The organism is Comamonas endophytica (assembly GCF_023634805.2).
GTDB classification, from domain to species: Bacteria; Pseudomonadota; Gammaproteobacteria; order Burkholderiales; family Burkholderiaceae_C; genus Comamonas; species Comamonas endophytica.
The window spans coordinates 373,768-389,833 of record NZ_CP106882.1 but is presented as its reverse complement, the minus strand read 5'-3'; the positions used below and the strand labels follow the sequence as shown (position 1 = coordinate 389,833).

Below are 16,066 nucleotides of genomic sequence, written 5' to 3'. Positions count from 1 at the left end.
CCTCAGGCTTTCATGATCAGCGCGTCCACCGCCATGACGCCCTGTCCCTCGGGCATGACCATCAGCGGGTTGACTTCGGCTTCGCTGACCTGCAGCGCCGGCTGCAGCGCGAGCTGCGACAGGCTGGCAATGGCCTGCGCCAGGGCCTCGAGGTCGCCGCGGGGCTTGCCGCGCAGGCCGGAGACGGTCTGCAGCATCTTGACCTCGCCGATCATATCGCGCGCCCTCTGCACGCTCACCGGCGCCAGGCGGATGCTGCGGTCGCGCATGACCTCGGCCCAGATCCCGCCCGCGGCCAGCATGATGACCGGGCCCGCATCGGCATCGACGCGGTAGCCGACCAGCACTTCGGCCAGGCCGCGGCGCATGGGCTGCACCAGCACCTCGCTGCACTCCATGCCGGGAGCACGTTCGTGCAGGTTGCGGCGCAGCGTGGCAAAGGCCTCGCTCAGCTGCTGCGCATCCTGTATGCCCAGCACCACGCCGCCGACCTCGGTCTTGTGCGGAATCTGCGCCGAGCAGAGCTTGGCGACCACGGGATAGTCGAAGGGCAGCGTGGCGGGCGGCGTGGCGATATCGAAGGTCACGGCCGGCGCATGCGGCACCTGCAGCGTGTCGAGCAACTCGTAGGCTCGGGCTTCGCTCAGGGCCGCCAGGCGGGCCGGGTCGCCAGGCGCGCGCACCGCGGCCTGCGTGCCCGGCATGCGGCGCGCGAACACCGAGGCAATCGCATCCGCGCAGGCTTCGGGCGAGCGAAAGCAGGGGATCTGCGCCTGCGTGAGCTGCGCCAGCGCCTGGGGCGCGTCCGGCACCAGCATCGCCAGCAGCGGCTTGGCATGGCCGGCGCTGTCGATGATGGGCTTGACGGCCAGATCCGGGTTGAAACGCGCGGACGATCCCACCACTGCCACCACCAGGTCGAACTCGGGCGCTTCCAGCAGGATATCGAGCGCCTTCTTCATCACCTCGTACCTGGTGCCGGCCAGCGTCAGGTCGAGCACGCGGCCGGCGCTGCCGGGAATGCCCGCGGCCTGCAGCTTCACCAGCGTCTCGGGGGACACCGGCTGCACGGTGACATCGCGGATGCCGAGCTGGTCGACCACCATGGCCGCGCCGCCGCCGGTCGTGGTCACCACGCCCACGCGCTTGCCGCCTTGCCTGGCCAGCGGAATTTTGCGTGCCAGGGGGAAAACCTCGAACAGGGTTTCGAGCATTTCCACGCGCACCACGCCCAGATCCTTGAGGAACGCGTCGGCGATGTCATCCTCGCCGGCGAGGGCCCCGGTGTGCGTCATGGCCATCTCGGCGGCGGCGCTGGAGCGGCCCAGCTTGTAGGCCACGACGGGCTTGCCGCGTTTTGCTGCTTCCCGCGCAAAGGCCTGGATCGCGTCGCCGTGGCGCAGGCTTTCCAGGAACAGCACATAGCCCTCGATGGCCGGGTCGTCCAGAGTGGCCAGGCAGATCTCGCCGATGCCCAGATCGACCTCGCTGCCCACCGAGACCAGCCCGGCAAAGCCCACGCCGCGTGCCTTGCCGCGCGAGACCAGCGCGCCGATCATGCTGCCGCTGTGCGAGGCGACGAACACGTTGCCCCGCGGCATGTCGGGTTCGGCAAACGCGGCGTTGGCGGTGAGCATCAGGCCGTTGCCCGGGTTCACCACGCCCAGGCTGCTCGGGCCCAGGATGCGCATGCCGCTGTCTTTCGCGATGGTGCGCAGCGCCGCCTCGCGCTGCACGCCTTCGGCGCCGGTTTCGGAAAAGCCGCTGGCCAGAATGGTCACCAGCTTCACGCCCAGGTCGGCGCATTCGCGCACCGTGGGCACCACGGAATCCGTGGGCGAGAGCACGAACACATGCTCGGGCACCTCGGGCAGTGCGCTCAGGCTGGGCCACGCCTTTTCGCCCTGGACTCCGGCCCGGTGGGGGTTGATGGGATAGATCGTGCCCTTGAACCCCAAGCGGCGCAGGAACTGCAGGGGGCGGCCCCCGGTCTTGCCGACGTCATCCGAGGCGCCGACCAGGGCGATGCTGCGCGGGTAGAGCAGGGGCTGACAGATGGAGGAGAGGGGCGCGGTGGAAGCGGTGGATGGGGCCATGGTGCGCATTACTTTTCGATCCTGATTTTCTTGAACTGTTCGGCCCAGTGCACCACTTCCGTCTGCAGCTCGGCCTTGAATTCGGCGGGCGAGTTGCCGATGAGCACGGCGCCCTGCGGAATCAGGGTGTCCTGGAACTCCTTGGACTTCACCGCCTTCACGACCACGGCCGCCAGTCTGTCGACGATGGGCTTGGGCGTGCCGGCGGGTGCCAGCAGGCCGTTCCAGGAATCGGACACCATGCCGGGCATGCCGATCTCGGCAAAGGTAGGCACGGAGGGCAGCCCCGGCAGGCGCACCGGTCCCGCCACGGCCAGCGGCCGCACCCGGCCGGCCTCGAGGTTGGGCATGGCACCGGTCGATGTCATGAAGGCCACATCCACCACGCCCGCAATCAGGTCGTTGAGCACGCCCGAGCTGCCGGAATAGGGCACATGCAGCATGCGCATGCCGGTCAGCTGCTCCAGGCGCAGCGTCGCCATATGCTGCGTGCCGCCGGCGCCCGTCGTGCCATAGCTCAGCTCGCCGGGCTTCTTCTTCACCAGCTCCTCGAACTCCTTGTAGCTCCTGACATTCAGCTTGGGGCTGGCCGCCAGCACCCCCGGGGCGGAGGACACCTTGGAGACCGGCTCGAAGCTGGCCAGCGGATCGAACTTCTGTTTGGGGAACACGAACTTGTTCATGGTCAGCGGCGCCGCCGCCAGCAGCAGCGTGTAGCCATCGGGCTTGGCGGCAGCCACCATCTCCGAGGCGATGTTGCTCGTGGCGCCGACCTTGTTCTCCACCACGAAGGCACTCTTGAGCTCGTCCTGCAGCGCCTTGGCCACCAGGCGGGCGACCACGTCCGTCGGCCCTCCGGCCTGGAAGCCGACGATGATCCTCACGGGCTTGGAGGGGTAGTTGTCCGAGGCGGCGGCGGAGCCGCAAAGCGCCACGGCGGCGATGGCCGCGGCGGTCTTGATCCATGTACGTGCCTGCATTCCTGTCTCCTTCTTTTTGGCTTTGAAATGCGCGTCAGGCCTTGGCCGGACGCTGCGAAAAGGTTCTGCCGAACACGCCTTCGGCAATGCGGTTCTTCAGCATCTCGATGGAGCCGCCGGCGATCATCCAGCCGCGCGTGCGGCGCACGCAGTACTCGACCAGCGCCTCCTGGCTGAAGCCCATGCCGCCCATGACCTGCATGGCCTCGTTCGAGGCTTCCCAGCCCGCCAGATTGCAGGCCAGCTTGGCCATGGCGGTGCTCTGCGCGCTGGGCAGCCCGTGCTCGCCTTCGAGGGCCGCCTTGTAGAGCAGCAGCTGCGCCTGCTCGAGCTTCATCCACATGTCGGCGAATTTCCACTGCAGGCCCTGGAACTCGCACAGTTCGCGGCCGAACTGCCGGCGCGTCAGCGCATGCTCGCGCGCCTGGTTGAAGGCGTAGCGGCCCAGGGCCAGCGCGCGCGCCGAGTTGCCCAGGCGCTCGACGTTGAAGCCGGAGATCTGCTTCTTGAAGCCGCCCGGGCCCAGCAGCAGGTTGGCCTTGGGGATGCGGCAGTCCTCGAAGTAGAGCTGCGACCAGCTCTCGCCGTTCATGAAGGCCGAGGGCGTGCCGACGACGAAGCCGGGGGTGCCGCGCTCCACCAGCACCGAGCCGATGCCGCCTACGCCCGGGCCGAAGCGCACGTAGATCAGGAACAGCTCGGCATCGGGGCTGTTGGTGGAGAACACCTTGCTGCCGTTGATCACCCAGCCGTCACCGTCCTCGCGGGCGCTGGTCTTGAGCTCGGTGGCGGCCGACCCAGCATCGGGCTCGCTCATGCCTAGAGAAATGACTTTTTTTCCAGACAGCAGGTCGGGCAGAAAGCGCTGCTTCTGCTCGGGCGTGGCGTATTCGACGAAGGTGCGGATCGGGCCGAAGTTGCCGGCCTGCACGATGTCCGCGCTCTTGGGGCAGGCCAGGGCGATCTGCTCGATGGCCAGCACGGCGTGCATCAGCGTGCCGCCCTGGCCGCCGTCCTCCTCGGCAAAGGCAATTCCCAGCAGGCCCTGCTGGGCCAGCAGTTGGGCGGTTTCCCAGGGATATTCTGCGGCGTGGGCGCGCTCCAGCGCGCCGGGCGCGAGCTTGTCCTGGGCGAAGCGCGCGACGCTGTCGGCAAACGCCTGGTGTTCCTCGGAGAGTTCGAAATTCATGGCCATGCGAAGAAGTGGTGGGAATGCCTGGATCATCGCTGCGCGGGGGCGCGCCAGTTGTTCCAATTGGATGAGCAGACATGAGAAAAAGATATGTCTTGAGCGGCGGCTGCGGCATATGCTCGAAGCCTTCAACACCACCTGCCAGCCATCCCATGCATGTCAGCGAAACCCTTGGCCACTTCGGCGCCAGCTTCCACTCCCGGCCGGTTGCGGCGCAGGTCATCCACCATGCCAAGCGCGCCGTCGTCGACTGGTATGCGGCGCTGATTGCCGGGTATGCGATGAACCCCACGCCCCTGCTGGAGCGGGCCATGGCCGAGGACCTGGACCGCGGCCTGGCCCGCCTGGCGCTGGGCCGCAAGGCCACCGTGAAGGCGGCCGCGCTGATCCACGGCACGGCTTCGCACGCGGCCGAGGTCGATGACATCTTCAAGCACGCGATCTACCACCCGGGCGCACCCACCATCTCCGCGGCGCTGGCCGTGGCCCAGCAGGTGCAGGCCGGCGGCGAGGAGTTCCTGCGCGCCGTCATCGTCGGCTACGAGGTGTCGACGCGCATCGGCCAGATCCTGGGGCGCGCGCATTACCGCTACTGGCACAACACCGGCACCGCGGGCACGTTCGGCGCGGCGGCGGCGGCGGCGTATCTGCTGCGCCTGGATCCAGCGCAGTCCACGCATGCGCTGTGCACCGCAGCCACCTTTGCCGCCGGCCTGCAGCAGGCCTTCCAGATGGATTCGATGTCCAAGCCGCTGCATTCGGGCCGCGCCGCCGAAGCCGGCGTGGCCGCCGCTGCGATGGCGCAGCAGGGCGTGACCGGTTCGCTGGATGTCTTCGAGGGCCGCATGGGCATGGGCGTGGCCATGAGCGACGCGCCCGACTGGCAGCCGGTGCTTGCCGACCTGGGCCAGGTCTTCAACATCTGCGCGATGACCTTCAAGAACCACAGCTGCTGCGGCCATACCTTCGCGCCCATCGACGGTGCGCTGGCGCTGCAGCAGGCGCATGGCTTCAACGCCGCGGACATCGCCGAAATCAAGGTCGCCACCTATGCGCCGGCGCTGGCCGTGGCCGGCAACCCGCAGCCCGCCACGGCAGCGGAGGCGCGCTTCAGCATTCCCTATGTGGTGGCTACGGCGCTGCTCCACGGCAGCGTGCGCCTGGCGGCTTTCGATGCCGAGCGCCTGGCCGACCCGGCGCTGCGCGCATTGATGCAGCGCGTGGTGCTCGAGGTCCATCCCGAACTGGACCAGCAATTCCCGGGGCAGCGCGCGGCCCGGGTGGACATCACGCTCAAGGATGGCACGCGGCACGGCTTCCTGCAGCCCACGCGCAAGGGCGACCCGGACCTGCCGCTGACGGACGAGGACCTGCAATCCAAGCTGGTGGAATTCGCCACGCCGGTGCTGGGCGCCGATGGCGTGCAAAGTGTTTCGCGCCAGCTGTGGGCGCTGGAGACTGCGCCGGATCTGACGTTTCTCTAGGCCGCCTGTGTGCGTGGCTGGCCGCATGCGGGCCAGCCGGCAAGGATTTTTAGCGGCTAAAAGCGGCCAGGCACCCGATCGGGCAATGACCGGCGCGCGCTAGAGTAGCGCCATGGACCTGCGCACCCTCCGTTATTTCATTGCCGTGCTCGAGGCCGGCAGCCTGTCGCGCGCCGCGGGCTCGCTGTATGTGGCGCAGCCCGCGCTCACCGCGCAGATCAAGAAGCTCGAGGCGGAGCTCGGCGCCCAGCTGCTCGAGCGCTCGCATGCAGGCGTGACGCCTACGCCTGCGGGCATGCAGCTCTACGAGGATGCGCGGCGGCTGCTGTCGGACGCGGATGCGCTGCGCGAGCGCATCCAGCGCCTGCCACAGGGGCCCGAAGGCTCGGTGACGGTGGCCGCGCCCTTCCTGCTGGCCTCGCTGCTGCTCGGGCCGGTGCTGGCCGGCCTCAGGCGCAGCCATCCGCGCATCCGCGTGTTCGTGCTGGACGACCTGAGCCTGATGGTGCGCAAGGCGATGCTCGAGCGCCGTGCCGACATCGGCATCCTGGTCGATACGCCGCAGCTGGAGAACCTGCGCTGCCGGCCATTGGCGCGCGAATCGATCTTCATCTGCGGGCATGACGTCGACGGCACGGTGGCGCCGCTGCTGCGCCGGCTGGCCGCGGGCGGCTACCCGGAAATCGACTTTGTCCGGGCAGCGCAGCTGCCGCTGGTGCTGCAGTCGCGGCGTTTTTCCATCCGCCAGGCGGTGGAGGAGACGGCGAGCCGCCAGGGCGTGGGCCTGAACGTGGTGCACGAGCACGACTCGGCGCGCGTGATCCGCTCGCTCTACCAGTGCGGCGCGGGCTTCACCTTCACGCCCGCCTGCTCGCTGGCCGAAAGCACGCACCAGGGCCGCAAGGACTGGATCGTCGCGCGCGTGGCCCGGCCCGCGCTGCAGCGCGCCTATACGCTGGCGACCTCGGCGGAACGCCTGAATGATGCCGCGACCCAGGTGGTGGCCGATGCGCTGGCCCAGGAGACCGCGCGGCTGGTGCGGGCCGGCATCTGGCAGGCCGAGCTGCTGTCCTGAAAAGACCGGGCAGTCCATCAGATTTTTTGATGGCGCGGCATCAGCAAACGGTATTTCCTCCAGGGCGCCGACTTCTGGGACATTGGCTCCACGCCCGGCACGGACCGGGCGCCCAAAAAGGAGACATATGCCACAGCCCGCCCCCTGCATCGCCAATGTCGGCGAACTCGTCTCGCGCGCCGCGCGCAGCTACGCCCGGCAGACCGCCCTCATCAGCGCCACGCGCAGCCTGACCTACGCCGAGCTCGAGCGGCGCTCCAACCGCCTGGCCAATGCCCTGCGCGGCATGGGCCTGGCGCGCGGCGACCGCGTGGGCATCTACCTGCCCAACTGCACCGAGATCGTCGAGCTCGAGCTGGCCTGCTACAAGGGCGCATTCATCAAGGCGCCGTTCAACGCGCGGCTGTCGCCCACCGAAGTCGGCGACATCGCCGCCAACAGCGGGGCGGCGGTGATCGTCACCACGGCCGAGCGCGCCGAGTCCTTCCGCCCGCATATCCAGGGCGCGATGCCGCGCCTGCTGCTGCTCGACGGGCCGGCCGATTCCTCCTATGAAGCCGTATTGGCGCAAGCCAGCGATGCCTTCACGGCCGAGCGCGTCACGGCCGATGAGGTCGCGGTGCTGCACTACACCTCGGGTTCGTCGGGAGTGCTCAAGGCGGCGATGCAGACCTTCGGCAACCGCCTGGCCCAGCTGCGCAAGTTCCTGATGCGCCCGGACAGCGTGCGCAGCGGCCAGCTGCTGGGCCTGGTGGGGCCGATCACCCATGCCTCGGGCATGCAGCTGGTGCCGGCGCTGTGCAGCGGCGCGACCATCCGCCTGTTCTCGGGTTTCGAGCCGGGACGCTTTCTGGCCGAGATGCGCGCCGAGCGCGTGACGCATACCTTCCTGGTGCCGACCATGATCAACATGCTGCTGGCAGAGCTCGACGGCAAGTACCGCCCCCTGCCGGATCTGCAGCGCCTGGGGTATGGCGCCGCGCCGATGGCGCCAGCCCGCATCCTGCGCGCGATGGATGTCTTCGGGCCGGTGCTGTCGCAGGGCTATGGCGCGGGCGAGACCACCTCGGGCGTCTGCGGGCTGTCCGTGGAGGACCATCTGTTCGCGCGCGCCGCCCTGCCCGAGCGCCTCGCCTCGTGCGGCCGGCCCTTCCTGGAATCGCAGGTGGAGATCGTGGACGATGCCGGCCTGCCCGTGGCGCCGGGCGAGATCGGCGAGATCGTGGTCGGCGGTCCCGATGTCTTCGCCGGCTACTGGCGCGCGCCCGAGCTCACGGCCGAGGTGCTGAAGAACGGCCGCTACCACACCGGCGACCTGGCGCGCGCCGACGACGAGGGCTATGTCTATATCGTCGACCGCAAGAAAGACATGGTGATCAGCGGCGGCTTCAATGTCTATCCCTCGGAGGTGGAAGCGGTGCTCTACCAGCACGAAGCCATTGCCGATGCCTGCGTGTTTGCCATTCCCGACGAGAAATGGGGCGAGGCCGTGGCCGCGCATGTGGTGCTCAAGGCCGGGCGCAGCGTCGATGCCGCGGCCATCGAGCGCTTTTGCGCGCCGCTGCTGGGCGGCTTCAAGCGCCCTCGGCATATCGAGTTCGTCGCCGCGCTGCCCAAGAACCCGAACGGCAAGGTGATGCGCCGGGCGATCCAGTCGCGCTACTGGAGCGGCCACAGCCGCATGGTCAACTGAAGGGGAGGACGACCGCATGAAAAACGAATCCATCTCCGCCATTCCCGAGCCGCTGTTCGACCTGCCTTTCGAGGGCTCGGAGCGCGCGCGCGAACTTATCGCGCGCATCCAGGATTTCCTCGGCGGCGAGCTGGCCGCGCTGGCGCGCACGCATGGCATCGACCACGAGCATGGCGCCGAGCGCGCGCTGTTGCAGCAGGTGTGGCAGCGCTCGCACGAGCTGGGCTTCTACGGCATCACCCTGCCGGCCGCGATGGGCGGGCTGGAGCTTTCGCTGCTCGACCATGTGCTGATCAAGGAGGCGATCTACGCCAGCGGCTCGCCCTTTGCGCCGCACGTGTTTGGCGAGCTCAGCGGCCCGCCGCGCGTGGGGGCGCTGGCACGCCATGCCACGCCCTACCAGTTGCAGCAGTTCATCGCCCCCGTGGCGCAGGCCGAGAAAGCCATCTGCTTCGCGCTGACCGAGGCTGAAGCAGGATCGGACGCGGGCGCAGTGCAGACCCGCGCCGTACGCGACGGCGACGACTTCGTGCTCCACGGACGCAAGCGCTTCATCTCGGGTTCGCCCTTTGCCGACTATGCGGTGCTGATGGCCTCCACGGCCAGCGACCCGGCGCAGCGCGAGGTCACGGCCTTCTTCGTGGACCTCAAGGCCCCGGGGGTGCGCGTGGAGTGCGGCTACAAGACCATGGCCGGGCAGTCGCATACCGGGGACATCGTGCTGGAATCCTGCCGCGTGCCGGCGGCCAACATGATCGGCGCGCCGGGCCGCGGGCTGGCGCTGGCGCTCGGGCGCATCACCGTCAACCGCCTGCTGCACTGCCCGGCGATGCTCGGCCTGGCCCAGCTGGCGCTGCGCGATGCGCGCGACTATGCGCGCGGGCGCCGCCAGTTCGGCCGCGCCATTGGCGAATTCCAGGCGATCCAGCATATGCTGGCCGACATGGCGACCGAGCTGAGCGCGGCGCGCGCGCTGATGCTCAATACGGCGCGGCATATCGATGCCGGCAGCCAGGCGCGCGCCGAAGCGGCAATGGCCAAGCTGTTCTGTTCCGAGACGGCGTTCCGCATTGCCGACCGGGCGGTGCAGATCCATGGCGGCGAGGGCATCGTGCAGGGCCGGCGCGTGGAATTTCTGTTCCGCATGCTGCGCATGTACCGCGTGCTCACCGGTACCAGCGAGATCCAGCGCAACACCATTGCGCAGGAACTGCTGGCACCGCGCGGCTGACATCACTTCCATAAAAAGACAGGAGACAAGCAGATGAGCATCCACACCCCGCTGCATCGGCGGCAATTCCTTTCGCGCACCCTGGCCGCCGGCCTGCTGCCCGCGCTGCCGGGCCTGCACGGCGCGCAGGCGGCGCAGCCCTGGCCGTCGCGGCCCATCAAATGGATCGTGCCCTTCCTGGCCGGCACCGCGCCCGACACCACGGCGCGCGTCATTCACGAAGCAGTGGGGCGCGAGCTGGGCCAGCCGGTGATCATCGAGAACCGCGGCGGCGTGGGCGGCAACCTGGGCGCGCGCATCGCCGCCAAGGCCGCGCCCGACGGCTACACCTGGATCTATTCCAGCGCGCCGATGGCCGCCAGCATGCACATGTACAAGGCACCGGGCTACGACGCGCTCAAGGACTTCGAGCATGTGATGGGCCTGACCAGCTCGGACATCGTGCTGATCGTCAATGCCGCCTCCGACATCCGCACGCTTGACGACCTGGTGGCGCGCGCGCGCCAGGCGCCGGGCAAGCTCGACTATGCTTCGGGCGGCGTGGGCACGCCCTCGCACCTGGGGGTGGAGCTGCTGCTGAGTACGGTGAACGTGCAGGCCACGCATGTGCCCTACAAGGGCGCCTCGGAGATCGTCAACGCCGTCATGGGCCGCCAGGTGGCCTTCGGCGCGCCGATCTTCTCCGTCGCCTATGCCAATATCCAGGCCGGCAAGCTGCGCGCGCTGGCCGTGGCCGGCCCGCGGCGCAACCCCAAGCTGCCGCAGGTGCCGACACTGGCCGAGTTGGGCGTGGACGGCGTGGAGCTGATGTCCTGGGGCGGCGTGTCGGTGCCCGTGGGCACGCCCGAGCCGATCGTGACGCGCATGCGTGCCGCGTTCGGCAAGGCGCTCAGGCAGCCGGCCGTGATCGCGGCGCTGGAAGAGCAGGGCGGCAATGTTGCGCCCCAGGATGCCGAAAGCTACCGGCAGGCCTTCACCAAGGAAATGGGGCTGACCGCGGCGATGATGAAAAAGGTCCGACTCGAGCCGATGTGAGGCGCGGTGTCAGCCGCGCCCGGTGGCCAGACGCAGCCGCCGGTACCCCAGCACCACCCCGGTCAGCGCCAGCGCCAGCGAGCCCAGGCTCAGCGCTATCAGCGCCGCATCACGCGCCGCCGCGGGCCGCAGCATCCAGGGCAGGTCCCAGCTGTGCAGGAAATTGAACAGCCAGCGGCCCAGCCGCTGCGCACGGTCCACGCTCAGCACCAGCTCGCCCGAGTGCGGGCTGAGATAGGCCAGGGTGCGCCCCGGATCGTCGAACTGCAAACGCAGCACCGGCAGTTCGCGTGCGGCGCCCGCATACATCGAGGCCTCGCCGCGGCGCAGGTAATAGGCATCGTGCTTCCGAAGCCAGTCGCTGCGGACAACGCCGGCATCGAACAGCGCGCGCGCCGGCTGCTCGAGCTGCTGCGCGGTGAAGCTTTCGTGCACCTGCCAGGCGCCACCCTCTTCGCGCACCAGCCGCGAGGCGCCTTGGGCGTCGCGCGCCAGCAGATAGGGCTGGCCGCCCAGCAGCTTCCATTCGAGCTCGCGCGCGCCAAAGCCCGCCCCCTCCAGCAGCGCCAGCGCCGCGCGCGTTTCGATCCGCGGCTGCAATTGCCCGGGCATCCTCTGCTGCATGGCCTTCGCGTCGGGCCGGGCCGAGGGATTGAACATCCCCAGCGGATTCATCGACATGAGCCCGCTGAAGATCCACAGCAGCAGCACCGGGCCGAACACCATTCCGGCCAGGTGGTGCCAGCGCATATGGAACTCGCGGTAGGGCGTTCTGGAGCCGTTCCTGTAGCTGCCCCTGAAGCGCCAGCGCCAGATGCCGGCCAGAGCGCCGGCCAGCGCCGACAGTGTGCCGACGGCCGACAGGCCAATGACCAGCCAGCTCCATGACGGGTCCTTCGAGCCCTCGCGGAACATATAGACCCAGTGCAGCCAGGCGCCGACGAAGTTCCAGTAGCGCTGCCGGCGCGGTGCATCCATCACCACCTCGCCGGTCGTGGAAGACACATACAGCAGCGTGCGCGCCGGGTCCTGCATCTGCACCTGGATCAGCGGCCGGTGCGCATCGAGCAGGCCGGAATGGGTCCAGCGGTCGTCATGGGTGCGGCCGACCACTGCGCCGGGAAAGCCTGGCACAAAAGCCTGGGCGCTGCGCAGCGCCAGCGCTTCGTCCACGGGCGGCGCCGGCGCGCCCGTCACGGCATCCACCACCCGCAGCGCACCGTCGCCTTCCTTGATGCGGTAGCCAGGGCGCCCGGCAATGTGCGTCAGCGTGAGCTGCTGCACGGCCTGCGGCGCCGGGCTGTGGCGCAGCGCCGCCTCCACCGGGACGCAGCACGACGCGGACGACAGCTGCGGCATCGCGCCCAGCCGCTCCGCGGGCAGCAGCCGCGGGTAGCCGACGAACAGCATGACGATGCCGCTGAACAGCCACAGCGCGATGAGTACGCAGACCGCCACCCCGGTCCAGCGGTGGACCAGATACACCAGCCGTTTCACTGCACCACCTGTCAGAAGCGGTGGTTGAGCGTCAGCGCATAGCGCCGGCCTTCGCCGACCAGCCACTGGCTGGTGGTGTAGTAGGCCGTGGCGTAATAGCGCTTGTCGAAGACATTGAAGCCACGCAGCGTCAGCGTGGTGTCGGGGCTCGCCTGCCATTGCAGCGCCAGATCGGCCGTGGTGTAGGCCGGCAGCTTCAGGGTGTTGGCGTTGTCCGCAAAGCGCTTGCCCACGTGGCGCAGCCCGCCCGACAGCGTCCAGTCCGGCTGCAGCTTCCAGCCGGCCCAGACATTGGCCACGTGCTGCGGCACGTCGGTGGGCACCTTGCCATTGCGCGAGACCACCACGCCGCCCACGGTCTCGCCGAAGTCGTCATAGCGCGCGCGCAGCAGCGCCACGTTGGCGTCGATCTGCAGCGTGCGCGTGGCCTGCAGCGACAGCGTGCCCTCGACGCCCTTGGACGAGCGCTCGCCGACCTGCACGCGCAGCGCCGGGTTGGCGGGGTCGCGCGTCAGCAGGTTGTTCTTGGTGATGGAGTAGGCGGCCAGCGTCCAGTCGCCGCGGCCTTGCCAGAAGGACTGCTTGAGGCCGACTTCCAGCTGCCGGCCGCGGGAGGAATCGAAGGCGGCGTTGGCGGGCGACAGCATCAGCAGGCCGCCGACCGGGTCCGCGGCCTGCGCGACCTGCGCATACAGGGAAAGCTCCGGCCGCAGCTGATACACGGTGCCCAGGCGCCAGCCGGTATGGGAATAGCTGCGGTCGAAGGCCTGGGCGCCGGCCACCAGGTCCTGGCGCGACAGGTCGGCATGGTCGTAGCGCAGGCCGCCGACCACCGACCAGCGGTCCGTCAGCTCCAGCCGGTCCTCGGCAAACAGCGCATGCTGCCGCACCTCGTTGCGGTAGCGCGGGATGAAGGGCATGGCGCTGGCGTAGTGGCCCGGCTCCGGACGGTAGCGATCAACCGCGCCCGAGCTGCCGACGTAGGTGTTGTTGGTGTGGCGGAATTGGGCGCGGTTGATGTCGAAACCCAGCGACAGCTGGTTCGCGCGCCCGAAGAGCGTGCCGCTGACGCTCACATCCGTGGTGTTGCCGGTCTGTGTCTGGTCGTGGCCGATCTCGGTGTTGTCCGAGCGGTCGATCAGGCCGGTGGCGGCGTTGTAGGCATAGGCTTCGGCGTTGCGCCAGTAGCGGTCGCTGCCGATGTGGTAGAGCTTGCTGCGCACGATGACATCGTTGCCGGGCGCCCACTGCGCGCTCAGTTCGGTCCAGCGGTCGCGATAGCGGATGTCGCTGTCCCGCACGTTGTAATTGCGCTTGCGCAGCGCCGGGTCCTGCACCCCGTCGATCAGCGGCGTGCCGAAGTAGCGCATCGGCGACTGGCGGCCCTGCGAATGCATCAGCTGCAGGCTCAGGTCCGGCGCCACGTCCCAGCGCAGCGCGCCGGAGAAGGTGCGGTTGCTCGAGTCGCCGCGGTCCACCCAGCCCTCAGACCGGTTGCCGCTGACATCGAGCCGGTACGACCACTGCTCGCTCAAGGCGCCGCCGCTGCCGAAGGCCAGCGCGCGCTGCCCCAGCGTGCCCACGGTGGCCTGCACTTCGCTCTGCACCGGCCCGCGTGTCGGCTTCTTCGGGATGATATTGACCACGCCGCCAATGGCGCCGTCGCCGTGGACCACCGAGGCCGGCCCGCGCAGCACCTCGATGCGCTCGACGTGCCAGGTATCGAACGGAAAGCTCACGCCCACGCCGCCATACTGGCGCGTGCCGTCATACAGCCGCATCACCGAGGTGGTGTCGGTGAAGCCGCGCACCGACAGCGAGCTGCCGCTGTTGCCCGGATGGCCCAGCTGGGTGATGCCGGCGGAGCGCGTGATGGCATCGACCAGCGAACGGTCGCCGCGCTGCTCCAGCTGGGCGCGAGTGGTCACTTCCACGCTGGCCGGCGTATCGCGCAGGCTCATGTCAAGGCGGCTGCCGGTGCCCGCGCTGCGCGCGAGCGGACCATCGCCGGCCGAGCGCACGGTGACGGTCTCGAGCGCGGGGTCGGTCTGGGCCCAGCCGGGCGCAGCCGCCAGGGCCAACGCGGCAAGCAAGGGACTGCGGGCCAAGGCCCGGCGGGAAATGGAAAAGGACGTGGAAAAGCGGGCGGCGCAGCGCGGCGACGCGACGGGAATGAAGCGATACATGGAAGGGCGAATGAGAGTGAAGCGGCCCGGACCGAAAGGCCAGTCCGGAAGCGACAGCGCACGTCCGGCAGTACCAGCCGGATGCGCGCACAGGACTCACACCAGCGCGGGCGGCCCGCGTGCAGGCAGCGGCGCGCCCACCAGCGCCGCAATGCGCGCTGCAACCACCGGCTGCAGCGCCCGCGCGAGGGGCTGGGGCTGCGGCAGATGCAATGCAAGGGAGGGTGGCGGTATTGCGGCCAGCAGGCACAGCGGGCAGTCCAGCGCATGCGGGCTCTGCGCCAGCGGGCTGTCACTGTCGAGCGCGACCATCTGCATGCCGCCCATGGACGTGCAGACCATCTCCAGCAGCCGGGGCTGCACCAGCGGCGATGCGGTGGCAACTCCCAGCGTCAGCACCAGCCAGGCCAGAGCCAGGCTGGCGAGGAGCCGGGAGTTGCGCAGTGCATGCATTTGTCCATTATGAGGGGATGGGCTTGATGCCTGGCAACCCCGATCAGGAAATCCGCATCTTCCCGCATTGCACGGGAAGTATGCCTACAACAGCCCTGGGCTGCCGGTCTCATTCCGGCTTGATGCCAGCCTTGCGCACGACTTCGCCGTAGGAGACCAGACGCTCGGACATCATCTTCTCCAGGGCTGCGGGCGTCATCTCTTCGGGAGGAATCACGCCGCGCGTCTTCAGGTTCTCGATCATCGCCGGGTCGGTGGCCGCCTTGCGGATGGCCTGGTGCAGCGTGTTGACGATGGCGGCCGGCGTGCCCGCGGGCGCGGCGATGCCGGTCCAGGAGGTCTGGTTCAGCGCCGGGAAGCCCAGTTCGGCAAAGGTCGGCACGTCGGGCAGCTGCGGCAGGCGCGTGGACGAGGCCACGGCCAGCGCGCGCATCTTGCCGGCCATGATGTGCTGCAGGAACACGACCAGGTTGTCGAGCGCGAACTGCACTTCGCCCGCCAGGATGGCGGTGATGTAGGGCGAGCCGCCGCGGTAGGGCACGTGCACCGCCTTGGTGTTGGTCGCCAGCAGCAGGGCTTCGGCATTGAGCTGGCCCATGCTGCCCGCGCCGGCCGAGGCGAAGTTGATCTGGCCCGGACGCTCCTTGAGGTAGGTCACGAACTCGGCGAAGGTCTTGACCGGCACGCTGGGGTGCACGACCAGCGCGTTGGGCTGGCGGCCCAGCAGGGCGATGTTCTCGAAGTCCTTGATCGGGTCGTAGCCCAGGTTCGACTGCACCAGCGGGTTGGCCAGGTGGCTGCTTTGCGACGAGGCCACGAGCGTGTAGCCATCGGGCTTGGCGCGCGCGACGATGCCGGCGCCCACCGAGCCGCCGGCGCCGGGACGGTTGTCCACGACCACCGGCACGCCCAGCGTGCGGCCCAGCGCCTCGGTGTACTGGCGCGCCATGACGTCGACCGAGCCGCCGGGCGGGAAGGGCACGACCAGCGTGATCGGACGGGTCGGATACTTGTCGGCGGCAAGGGCGGGCAGCGCGGCGGCGCCGGCCAGGCCCAGCCCGGTGGCCAGGATCTGGCGGCGCGACAGTGCTGAGGAAATGGGGGAGAAGTTGGACATAGGAATAGACAGGATTGAAATGGAAAT

12 protein-coding genes are annotated in these 16,066 nt (G+C 69.1%); 5 read left to right on the top strand and 7 right to left on the bottom strand.

The features are described 5' to 3' along the window. Nucleotides 1-2: 2 nt before the first annotated feature. From M9799_RS18745 to M9799_RS18735, 3 genes are read right to left on the bottom strand one after another with little or no spacing between them, the layout of a single operon-like run. Nucleotides 3-2,096 carry an acetate--CoA ligase family protein gene (locus M9799_RS18745; RefSeq protein WP_231043722.1) on the bottom strand — a complete coding sequence of 698 codons (2,094 nt, stop codon included), beginning with the start codon at nucleotides 2,094-2,096 and terminating at the stop codon, nucleotides 3-5. An 8-nt stretch (nucleotides 2,097-2,104) separates the two neighbouring features. Continuing rightward, the gene (locus tag M9799_RS18740) at nucleotides 2,105-3,076 is read right to left on the bottom strand and encodes a Bug family tripartite tricarboxylate transporter substrate binding protein (RefSeq protein ID WP_231043723.1); all 972 of its coding nucleotides are present in this window, start codon (nucleotides 3,074-3,076) and stop codon (nucleotides 2,105-2,107) included. Between the two features lie 34 nt (nucleotides 3,077-3,110). Continuing rightward, nucleotides 3,111-4,265 carry an acyl-CoA dehydrogenase family protein gene (locus M9799_RS18735; RefSeq protein WP_231043724.1) on the bottom strand — a complete coding sequence of 385 codons (1,155 nt, stop codon included), beginning with the start codon at nucleotides 4,263-4,265 and terminating at the stop codon, nucleotides 3,111-3,113. Nucleotides 4,266-4,420: 155 nt separating this feature from the next. Between M9799_RS18735 and M9799_RS18730 the strand changes: the two genes are divergently transcribed. From M9799_RS18730 to M9799_RS18710, 5 genes are all read left to right on the top strand, one after another. Further along, a complete protein-coding gene (locus M9799_RS18730) occupies nucleotides 4,421-5,752 on the top strand; it encodes an MmgE/PrpD family protein (protein WP_231043725.1) in 1,332 nt (443 codons plus the stop codon). A 112-nt stretch (nucleotides 5,753-5,864) separates the two neighbouring features. Next, nucleotides 5,865-6,827 carry a LysR family transcriptional regulator gene (locus M9799_RS18725; protein WP_231043726.1) on the top strand — a complete coding sequence of 321 codons (963 nt, stop codon included), beginning with the start codon at nucleotides 5,865-5,867 and terminating at the stop codon, nucleotides 6,825-6,827. 127 nt (nucleotides 6,828-6,954) lie between these two features. After that, the gene (locus M9799_RS18720) at nucleotides 6,955-8,520 is read left to right on the top strand and encodes an AMP-binding protein (RefSeq protein ID WP_231043727.1); all 1,566 of its coding nucleotides are present in this window, start codon (nucleotides 6,955-6,957) and stop codon (nucleotides 8,518-8,520) included. A 16-nt stretch (nucleotides 8,521-8,536) separates the two neighbouring features. Then, nucleotides 8,537-9,751, top strand: coding sequence for an acyl-CoA dehydrogenase family protein (locus M9799_RS18715; RefSeq protein WP_231043728.1), 1,215 nt, complete (start codon nucleotides 8,537-8,539; stop codon nucleotides 9,749-9,751). 33 nt (nucleotides 9,752-9,784) lie between these two features. After that, a complete protein-coding gene (locus tag M9799_RS18710; RefSeq protein WP_231043729.1) occupies nucleotides 9,785-10,786 on the top strand; it encodes a Bug family tripartite tricarboxylate transporter substrate binding protein in 1,002 nt (333 codons plus the stop codon). Nucleotides 10,787-10,795: 9 nt separating this feature from the next. Here the strand turns inward: M9799_RS18710 and M9799_RS18705 are convergent, their stop codons facing one another. From M9799_RS18705 to M9799_RS18690, 4 genes are all read right to left on the bottom strand, one after another. Beyond that, nucleotides 10,796-12,283: a PepSY domain-containing protein gene (locus tag M9799_RS18705; protein WP_231043730.1), complete on the bottom strand. Its 1,488-nt coding sequence runs from the start codon at nucleotides 12,281-12,283 to the stop codon at nucleotides 10,796-10,798. A gap of 11 nt (nucleotides 12,284-12,294) precedes the next feature. Continuing rightward, nucleotides 12,295-14,244, bottom strand: a complete 1,950-nt coding sequence (locus tag M9799_RS18700; RefSeq protein ID WP_231043935.1) for a TonB-dependent receptor — start codon at nucleotides 14,242-14,244, stop codon at nucleotides 12,295-12,297. A 321-nt stretch (nucleotides 14,245-14,565) separates the two neighbouring features. Beyond that, entirely contained in the window at nucleotides 14,566-14,922 is a 357-nt protein-coding gene (locus M9799_RS18695) for a DUF2946 family protein (RefSeq protein ID WP_231043731.1), read from the bottom strand. 109 nt (nucleotides 14,923-15,031) lie between these two features. Then, on the bottom strand, nucleotides 15,032-16,039 hold the full coding sequence (locus M9799_RS18690; protein ID WP_231043732.1) for a tripartite tricarboxylate transporter substrate binding protein BugE: 1,008 nt from the start codon (nucleotides 16,037-16,039) through the stop codon (nucleotides 15,032-15,034). Nucleotides 16,040-16,066: the final 27 nt, after the last annotated feature.